The following is a 9,012-nucleotide window of genomic DNA, read 5'->3' on the forward strand; positions in this document are numbered from 1 at the left end:
GTCCTCGGCGCAGGTCCAGACCCTGGCCGGGTACTACTCGCCCGGCGACTACCTGGTGGTCAGCCCCGTGGAGGGCCTGCCCGCCCCGGTGGTGGCGTCGGGCGGGACAGGCCTGATCATCGGGGCCGTGGCCCTGGTCGTCATCCTCATGCTGGGCGGCGCGGTCGCCTCGGTGCGGCTGTTCTCCGGCGGCGGCGCCTCCGCAGAGGGCGTCGGCGAGGTGCGGTACTACGAGGGCCTGTCCAGCGAACACGTGGACGAGGGCGAGACCGTCGACTACGGGATGTTCCCGCCCGCGGGCGGGCCGCACTACCCGATCTGGCAGGACTGCGGCGTCTACGACCGGCCCCTGCGCGCGGAGTACGTCGTGCACGCCCAGGAGCACGGCGCCGTGTGGATCGCCTACGACCCCGGGCTGTCCTCGGCGCAGGTCCAGACCCTGGCCGGGTACTACTCGCCCGGCGACTACCTGGTGGTCAGCCCCGTGGAGGGCCTGCCCGCCCCGGTGGTGGCGTCGGCCTGGGGCTCCCAGATCCTGTTGGAGGACCCCGCGGACCCGCGCCTGGCGGAGTACCTGGTGGAGTTCGTCCAGGGCGAGAACACCCCCGAGCCGGGCGCGCCGTGCAGCGACGGCCACTCCGGAACCGAGTCCGACCCCGCGGGGGAGTCCGGGACCGCCGCGGCGCGGTACTCCGGCCCGCGGACCTGAGCGCAGCGGGCCTCCCGCCGCGCCGTCCGGCCGCGTCCCCTGTGGTCGCCGTGCTGCGGCCCGGCCTCCCCCGGCCGGGGCGCGCTCAGCCCGGCAGGGCGTACCGGCCGTCGTCCAGGGGGTCCACCAGGCCGTCGGACACCAGCGCGTCCAGGGCCCGCTCGCGCTGGACGCGGTCGTCCCAGACCACGTCCAGCGCGCCCTTGGGCACCGGGTGGGCGGAGTCGCGCAGCACCGCCAGCAGCCGTCCGCGTACCTGCCGGTCGGTGCCCGCGTAGGTCTGGCCGCGCCGGGGCGGACCGTCGTAGGCGGGCTTGCCCGCGAGCCGCCAGGCGCACTGGTGGGCGATCGGGCAGTCCGCGCACGCGGGCGTGCGCGCGGTGCACACCAGCGCCCCCAGCTCCATGACGGCCACGCCCCAGCGGGCGGCCACCGGGGGCGCGGACGGCAGCAGGGACTCGGCGAGAGCGGTCTCCGCCTTCGTCTGGGTTTTCGGCGGGTACTGGACCCCGGTTTCGGCTCTTGCCAGGACACGTCGAACGTTCGTGTCCAGAATGGCGTGCCGCTGACCGAAGGCGAAGCTCGCCACCGCCGCCGCGGTGTAGGAGCCCACGCCCGGTAGGGACAGCAGGGTGGCGTGGTCCTCCGGGACCCGCCCGCCGTGTTCCCCCGTGATCGCCACCGCGCACGCGTGCAGGCGCAGCGCCCTGCGCGGGTAGCCGAGCCGGTTCCACATGCGCACGGCCTCCCCGGAGGGCTCCCGCGCCAGGTCGGCCGGGGCGGGCCAGCGCTCCATCCATGCGCTCCAGGCGGGCAGGACGCGCACCACGGGCGTCTGCTGGAGCATGATCTCGCTGACCAGGATCGACCACGGTGAGGCGTCGGGCCGTCGCCAGGGGAGATCGCGGGCGTGGCTCTCGTACCACGCCAGAACCGGGGTGCTGTAAGGGTTATCGCTCATCTTTAACTGGGAATCGGCGGGTTGAGTAGGTGAGGTACACGCAAAACCGCAATACTACGGCGCATGGCGTCAAGTACCGGACAACCAGGAGCCGTCAGCCGCGAGACCTACTGGAAGCGGCGAGCCTTCGTGCTGGCCGGGGCCCTGTTGTTGCTCGCGCTCATCGCGTACGCCTGCCGCCCCTCCGGGGAGGAGAGCGGCGAGCCGACCCGCTCGGACGCGGGCATCGAGGCCTCACCCAGTGTCTCACCCACGGAGCCCTCCGCGGACGCGAGCGAGGAACCCGGGGCCGATCCTTCCGAGGGGGCGCGGGAGAGCGCCGACCCCTCCGAGGACGCTGAGGACTCCGAGGGCTCCGGCGGCTCCGCGGCCGGCGACGGCGACTCCGCCGGGGGCGGGGAGGACGGAGAGGTGCCCGCTCCGGAGCGCCCAGAGGACGCCTGCCGCCCGCAGGACGTCGTGGTGACCTTCGAGTACGCGGAGGAGGACCAGGAGGTCTACGGAGCCGGCGCCGACCCGGGCTTCAAGATCACCGTGGTCAACACCGCCGAGCAGACCTGCACCGTGGACATGGGCGGCGAGGCCATGGAGATCCGTATCCACTCGGGCGACGACCGGATCTTCTCCACCGCCGACTGCGCGGAGGACCGGAGCGCGGAGAAGCGCCAGATCAGCAGGGGCGTCCCGCACGAGTACACGTTCACGTGGGAGCGGATGCGCTCCTTCGAGGACTGCCGGGGCACCGACGCCTCCGCCCAGCCCGGCTGGTACCGGGCCAACCTGCACGGGGACTACGCCGGGGACCAGCCCGAGCTCCCCTTCCAGCTCAAGTCCTGAGCTGACGCACGACACGGGGCCGGGAGTGTGCGCCGCTCCCGGCCCCGGCGTGTGCGCGCCGCCCGGTGCGGGGTGTCGCGGCGCGGAGGGGCCCCTTTACGACATCGGTGTTCGCAGGTAGCCTTCCTGCGGTTGGGAGCGCTCCCAAGCGGGCGCTCCCCACGGGAGTGCCCGCTCTCGTCCCCGACAGGGCCCCGCGGAACTGACGGTCGTCCGCCACGGACGGAGCGCGTTCGCCGCCGACGCCCAGCCGCTGGACGGCCGACGCCGGGGAAGACCCGCGGTCCGACGGCTACGGGCTCGTGGGGCACCTGGCGGGGGTTTCCCGGCGGTAGTGACGGGAAATCCGTCATAGCACCGCATTCTCTTCTTATCGCCCAAGATTCGGGTCGGGCCGCAACCCTGTTGCGGGGAAATTCAGGCGACCTCGCGGAAAAGCGACAGCTTCCCGTAATGCTTCGATTACCATCCGTGATGTCTGGAATCCGCACGTCCCTGGAGGCTGTCGTGAATCGCATCGTCCCGGCCCTGGCCGCCGCTTCCGTCCTCGCGTTGGCGCTCACCGCGCCCGCGCACGCCGCCGAGGCCGCGCAGACCGGTGAGAACGGCTACATCCTGCGCGTCCACAGCCTCACCACCGGTGAGACGCGGGAGGTCACGCTGGTGTGCGCGCCCGTCGCCGCGGGCACGCACCCCAGAGCCGCCGAGGCCTGCGAGGCCATCGCCGAGGCCGGTTCGCTGGCGGCGGTCGAGGGCCGGGAGCGGCCCTGCACGTTCGTCTACGACCCGGTGGTCGCCGTGGCCTACGGCACCGAGGACTACCGCGAGGAGTTCTCCAACGAGTGCGTCCTCGTGAGCGAGAAGGGCGCGGTCTTCGACTTCTGACGCGCCGGTCCGCGGCGGTCCGCGCTCAGTCGCCGTCCCGGGGGGCGCGGGCCCGCCGCGACCGCCGCGCCACCCGGTTCAGGGCCTCGCTCAGCTCCTCCACCTCGTGGACGCGGATGCCCGGCACCGGGTCGCCGAAGTGCTTGGGCACGACCGCCTCGGTGAAGCCGAGGCGCTGAGCCTCCGTCACCCGGCGCCGCACGCCGCTCACGGTGCGCACGTCGCCCGCCAGGCCCACCTCGCCGATCGCGATGAAGCCGACGGGCAGCGCGACGTCGTTGTTGGAGCTGGCCGCCGCCATCGCCAGCGCCAGGTCCACGGCGGGCTCGGTCAGCTTCACGCCGCCCACCGTGGACGCGTACACGTCCATGTTGGCCAGCTTCATGCCCGTGCGCTTCTCCAGTACCGCCAGGATCATGTTCACCCGCGATGTGTCCAGGCCCGAGGTGGCCCGGCGCGGCGCGGGCAGCGGGGTCGGCGCGACCAGGGCCTGGACCTCGGTGATCAGCGGACGCCGCCCCTCCAGGGTGACGGTGACGCACGTGCCCGGCACCGGGTCGGTGCGCTCGGTGAGGAACAGCCCGCTCGGGTCGGGCAGGCCGACGATGCCGGACTCGGTCAGCTCGAAGCAGCCGATCTCGTCGGTGGGCCCGTAGCGGTTCTTGACCGCGCGCAGCAGCCGCAGTTGGGAGTGGCGCTCGCCCTCGAAGTGCAGCACCACGTCCACCAGGTGCTCCAGCATCCGCGGGCCGGCGATGGACCCGTCCTTGGTGACGTGTCCGACGAGCACGGTGGCGATCCCGCGCTCCTTGGCGATCTGGATCAGCGCGCCGGTCACCTGGCGGATCTGGGTGACGCCGCCCGGGACGCCGGTGGTGTCGGGGGAGACCATGGTCTGCACCGAGTCCACGATGAGCAGCCGGGGGCCGACCGCGTCCACGTGGCTGGCCAAAGCGGCGATGGAGGTCTCGGCGGCCAGGTAGAGCTTGTCGGAGAGCGCGCCGAGCCGCTCGGCGCGCAGCCGCACCTGCCCGGCCGACTCCTCCCCGGTCACGTACAGCACGGGGCCCTCGGCCGCGCGCATCGCGGCGACCTCCAGCAGGAGGGTGGACTTGCCCACGCCGGGCTCACCGGCGAGCAGCACCACTCCGCCCGGGACCGCGCCGCCGCCCAGGACCCGGTCGAGTTCGTCGACGCCGGTGGGGACGGCCTCGGCGCTCTCCACGCTGATCTCGGTGATGGGCCGGGCCCGGGAGGTGACGGGCGCGGGCGCGACGGCGGAGGGCGCGGGGGCGCCCGCCTCCTCGACCGTGCCCCAGGCCTGGCACTCGCCGCAGCGGCCCACCCACTTGAGGGTGCTCCATCCGCACTCCGCGCACCGGAACGTGGTCTTCGCTGCCTTCGCCATGGTGGCCACGCTAGCGGCTTCCTGGGACAACCCCGTCGCGAGGAGTAAACGGACCTTTCGGAGACACATGAAAGTTACCTACGAGTTAGGCACCTTATCCCGTAGGTCGTGTTAAAGAATTCCTAGGGTCCGACAGCTCCAACGCCCCCGCTCCATGGAGAGGAAGCCCGCGTGCTCCGTACATCCGCCACCGCCGCGCCCCGATCCCCGCGCCGTGCCCTGGTCCCCGTGGCCGTCGCCGCGCTGAGCGCGTCCCTGGTCGCCGCGCCCGCCGCCGCCGAGACCGCGCAGGCGCCCGCCTTCGACAGTTACGTCTCCCTCGGCGACTCCTTCGTCGCCGGTCCGCTCATCAGGGAGGAGAGGGTCAGCAGCAGCATGCCGCTGCTGGGCTGCCTGCGCACGTCCAACAACTACCCCACGATGCTCGCCGAACGGATGGGCATCACCGACTTCACGGACGCCAGCTGCTCGGGCGCGGTCGTCAACGACCTCTACGAGCCGCAGTTCGACGACACGCCGCCCCAGCTCGACGCCCTGACCCCGGAGACCGACCTGGTCACGGTCGGGATCTCGGGCAACGACTTCGGCTTCTCCGAGGTGCTCCTGGAGTGCGCCAAGCAGAGCCTGAGCAACCCGCTGGGCGACCCGTGCGCCGAGCACTACGGCGACGAGCTCGACCAGCGCGTCGAGGACCTGCGCCCGGAGGTCGCGGGCGTCTACGCCGACATCGCAGAGCGCAGCCCCGACGCCACGGTCCTGGCCGTGGGCTACCTCCAGATCCTGCCCGAGAGCAGGGGCTGCTGGCCGAGCACGCCCATCGCGTGGGGCGACGTGCCCTTCCTGGACCGGGCGCAGACCGCGCTGAACGCGATGATCGCCGAGGAGGCCGAGGCCCGGGGTGCGGTCTTCGTGGACGTCTTCGAGCGCGGCCACGACGTCTGCCAGTCCTCCGACACCCGCTGGGTGGAGGGCCTGATCCCCGAGAACGGGGCACCGGTGCACCCGAACTTCCTCGGTATGCGGGCCACGGCCGACTTCGTGGGAGCGGAGCTGGGGGTCCCCGCGCCCGTGGACGACGCCGCGTAGCCCGGGGTGACCGGCCGCCGGGGGGAGTCCGTTCGATGGTGACCTGGGTGCTTTCGCCCGCCGAAGGTCAAGGACTCTTTACCGTCTTTGGCGGCTGCTCGCGCTACGGAGAGTGACATAACTCGTGGTCTGTGTGACGAATGGTGAGGGCGTCGCGACAGGGAGATCCGCGTCACAGTGACGTGGGCGCCGCGACGCTCCGAGCGAGAGCTGGAGAGCCACCGTCATGCGAATACCGCGACACCACGAGCGAAGGCAGGCCTGTCGTCCCACGGACCCGGGGCGGCAGGCCTCGTCCGTTCCTCCCCGCAGGAGCGGCGGGTGCGCGCTCGCCGCCGCGGCGCTCACCGCCGCCCTGACCGCCGGCGCGGCGCCCGCGCTCGCCCATCCGGTCCAGTCCCCGCAGCCGCTGGGACCGGCGCAGCAGGCCGCACCCGCCGCACCGGATTCCGCCGGACCCCGGCGCGTCCACATGTCGCTGTCCAGGTCGACGCTTGAGGACGCCATCAGCGCCGCCGAGTCCAAGAAGGGCACCCCCTACCGCTGGGGAGGCACCGGCCCCAACGGCTTCGACTGCTCGGGGCTCGTCCAGTGGGCCTACAAGCAGGCCGGTGTGGAACTGCCCCGCATCGCCCACGACCAGGTCGGCGCCGGGTCCCGGGTCTCCTACTCCAGAGCCCGCCGGGGCGACATCCTGTACTGGGCCGACAGCGGCGGCTACGCCTACCACGTCGCCATCTACCTCGGTCGCGGGCGCATGATCGACGCGCCGAACTCCGGGGACCACGTCCGTGAGCGGGACGTCCACAAGCACGGTCTCGCGGGCGCCGTACGGCTGTGAGACGGGCGGGCCTCGCGCAGCGCGCTGACGGCCGCCCCACGCGTCCCGGGGAGTGACCCCGGCCGCGTCCGACCGCCCCGACGACGTGGCGGTCGGCGACCACGAACCGGGGCTCCGCGGGTGCACCCGCGGGCCCTCCCGACACCGCCTCGCGACCGGCGCCCGCACCCTCCGCGGGGCAGGGCGCGGGGAGAACGGCACGCCGCGTTCACGCGGGCGGTACGCATAGGGGGCGTGTTAGCGCATACTCTGGTGGGCGTGAGCCCTATCCAGGTCCCAGACGCGCCCGTCGTCCTGTCGTCGGCGTCGGTCTACCCGGAGAAGACCCCGGCCGCCTTCGAGATCGCCGCGAAGCTGGGGTACGACGGCGTGGAGGTGCTCGTCTCCTCCGATCCGGCAAGCCAGGACACCGACCTCCTGCGGCGCCTCTCGGACTACCACCAGATCCCCGTCACCGCGGTCCACTCGCCCTGCCTGGTCCTGACCCAGCGGGTATGGGGCAGGGAGCCCTGGGGCAAACTCGTCCGCTCCAAGGAGATGGCCGAGGCCCTGGGCGCCAAGACGATCGTGGTGCACCCCGCCTTCCGATGGCAGCGCGACTACGCCCGGGAGTTCGAGGCCGGTATCTCCCGCATGCAGGACGAGACCGACGTCGTCTTCGCCGTGGAGAACATGTACCCGGTGCGCGTGCGCGACCGCGAGGTCGTCCCCTACGCGCCGAGCTGGAATCCTCTCGACCGGGACTACCCCGACGTCACGCTCGACCTGTCGCACACCGCCATGTCCGGCTCCGACGCCATGGACATGGCCAAGCGCCTGGGGGACCGCCTCTCCCACATCCACGTGGCCGACGGCATCGGCGGCCAGAACCTCGACGAGCACCTCATCCCCGGGCGCGGACGCCAGCCGGTGGGCGAGCTGCTGGAGTACCTCGCCGGAACCGGCTTCGGGGGCCAGTTGGTCCTGGAGGTCAGCACCCGCAAGGCCCCGGACCGCCAGGCGCGCATGCGCGAGTTGGCCGAGGCCCTGGCCTTCACCCGGCTGCACTTCGCCCGGACCGGGGGCCCCGGCGACCGTCCGCGCGACCGCCGCGAGCGCATCGCGCTGCTGCGCCGCACCCCCTCGGCGCCGCCCCGACGCTTCGCCGTCGACGAGGGCGGCACCGTGGACGACAAGGGCACCGTCGACCCCGAGTGAGGTCCTGGTGTCCACACAGTGGGATCCGGTGTCCACGCGGGGGCGCCGGTGCCGTTAGCGTGGGGGTATCCGCAGGAAGGACCCTTCATGATCGCCATCATCGGTGCCGGGAAGATGGGCGAGGCTCTGCTCGCCGGAATGCTGGCCACGGGCCACGCGCCGGAGGACGTCCTCGTCACCGAGCCGCGCGAGGAGCACGCCGGGGAGCTGCGCGCCCGCTACGGGATCGAGGTGGTTCCGGCCGCGGACGCGGCCAAGCGCGCCGACACCCTCCTGCTCGCGCTCAAGCCCCAGGACATGGTGGCGCTGCTGGACGACCTGGCGCCGCGACTGTCCTCCTCCTGCCTCGTGATCTCCGTGGCGGCCGGGATCACCACCGCCGTGCTGGAGGAGCACCTGCCCTCCGGGACCCCCGTCGTCCGGGCGATGCCCAACACGCCCGCCCTGATGGGGCAGGGGATGACCGCGATCGCGGGCGGAGTCCACACCGGTGAGGACCACCTGGACCGCGCCGAGGCGCTGCTGGGCACGGTCGGCGAGGTCATCCGCGTGGGCGAGCAGCACATGGACACCGTCACCGCCATCTCCGGCAGCGGCCCCGCCTACTTCTACTTCATCGCCGAGACGATGATCGAGGCCGGTGTGGCGATGGGGATGCCGCGCGCCACCGCGCAGAAGCTGGTCGGCCAGACCATCACGGGCGCCGCCGCCATGCTCAACGGCTCGGGTGAGCACCCGGTCGTGCTGCGCGAGGCCGTCACCTCGCCGGGCGGCACCACCGCCGCCGCGCTGCGCGAGCTGGAGCGGCACGGCGTGCGCACGGCCTTCACCGACGCCATCGAGGCGGCCCGGGACCGCAGCGACGCGCTCTCCGGAAGCTGACGCGCCGCTCGGTGCCGGCGGTGTGGCGCACGAGGGGAGATGGCCGGAAGCGGCCCGTCTCGCGGGGTCCGATGTCGGGGGACCTGGGTAATGTCTTCGGTGAAGGGTGTACACGGCCCCCTCGGTCCCGCACGCGCGGGATCTCCCCCATCTCCTGATTCCAGGGTCCTCCATGCTCCCGTAGGCGGCGACGGCCTCTGAGGGGC

General features: G+C 72.8%; 9 protein-coding genes. 7 read left to right on the forward strand and 2 right to left on the reverse strand.

Going from position 1 to position 9,012, the window contains the following annotated elements:
- The first annotated feature begins 148 nt into the window (after positions 1 to 148).
- The gene (locus ABD54_RS23605; RefSeq protein ID WP_394324551.1) at positions 149 to 709 is read left to right on the forward strand and encodes a DUF3105 domain-containing protein; all 561 of its coding nucleotides are present in this window, start codon (positions 149 to 151) and stop codon (positions 707 to 709) included.
- A gap of 85 nt (positions 710 to 794) precedes the next feature.
- Here the strand turns inward: ABD54_RS23605 and ABD54_RS23610 are convergent, their stop codons facing one another.
- Positions 795 to 1,670: an A/G-specific adenine glycosylase gene (locus tag ABD54_RS23610; RefSeq protein ID WP_047871732.1), complete on the reverse strand. Its 876-nt coding sequence runs from the start codon at positions 1,668 to 1,670 to the stop codon at positions 795 to 797.
- 129 nt (positions 1,671 to 1,799) lie between these two features.
- On the opposite strand from ABD54_RS23610, the gene ABD54_RS23615 reads away from it, so the two are divergent.
- Together ABD54_RS23615 and ABD54_RS23620 are read left to right on the forward strand one after the other, a co-directional pair.
- Positions 1,800 to 2,507, forward strand: a complete 708-nt coding sequence (locus ABD54_RS23615) for a hypothetical protein (protein WP_200904181.1) — start codon at positions 1,800 to 1,802, stop codon at positions 2,505 to 2,507.
- Between the two features lie 507 nt (positions 2,508 to 3,014).
- On the forward strand, positions 3,015 to 3,392 hold the full coding sequence (locus ABD54_RS23620) for an SSI family serine proteinase inhibitor (protein WP_047871734.1): 378 nt from the start codon (positions 3,015 to 3,017) through the stop codon (positions 3,390 to 3,392).
- 25 nt (positions 3,393 to 3,417) lie between these two features.
- On the opposite strand, the gene radA is transcribed toward ABD54_RS23620, so the two are convergent.
- The gene (gene radA, locus ABD54_RS23625; protein ID WP_047871739.1) at positions 3,418 to 4,800 is read right to left on the reverse strand and encodes a DNA repair protein RadA; all 1,383 of its coding nucleotides are present in this window, start codon (positions 4,798 to 4,800) and stop codon (positions 3,418 to 3,420) included.
- 171 nt (positions 4,801 to 4,971) lie between these two features.
- Between radA and ABD54_RS23630 the strand changes: the two genes are divergently transcribed.
- The 4 genes from ABD54_RS23630 to proC all read left to right on the forward strand — a co-directional run bounded on the left by ABD54_RS23630 (position 4,972) and on the right by proC (position 8,806).
- Complete coding sequence (locus tag ABD54_RS23630) at positions 4,972 to 5,886, forward strand: SGNH/GDSL hydrolase family protein (protein ID WP_047871735.1); 915 nt, start codon at positions 4,972 to 4,974, stop codon at positions 5,884 to 5,886.
- A 226-nt stretch (positions 5,887 to 6,112) separates the two neighbouring features.
- Complete coding sequence (locus ABD54_RS23635) at positions 6,113 to 6,727, forward strand: C40 family peptidase (RefSeq protein ID WP_047871736.1); 615 nt, start codon at positions 6,113 to 6,115, stop codon at positions 6,725 to 6,727.
- Positions 6,728 to 6,985: 258 nt separating this feature from the next.
- The gene (locus tag ABD54_RS23640) at positions 6,986 to 7,924 is read left to right on the forward strand and encodes a sugar phosphate isomerase/epimerase (RefSeq protein WP_047871740.1); all 939 of its coding nucleotides are present in this window, start codon (positions 6,986 to 6,988) and stop codon (positions 7,922 to 7,924) included.
- Between the two features lie 87 nt (positions 7,925 to 8,011).
- On the forward strand, positions 8,012 to 8,806 hold the full coding sequence (gene proC / locus ABD54_RS23645) for a pyrroline-5-carboxylate reductase (RefSeq protein ID WP_047871737.1): 795 nt from the start codon (positions 8,012 to 8,014) through the stop codon (positions 8,804 to 8,806).
- The last annotated feature ends 206 nt before the right edge of the window (positions 8,807 to 9,012 follow it).

Source organism: Nocardiopsis sp. RV163 (genome assembly GCF_001029525.1).
GTDB classification, from domain to species: Bacteria; Actinomycetota; Actinomycetes; order Streptosporangiales; family Streptosporangiaceae; genus Nocardiopsis; species Nocardiopsis dassonvillei.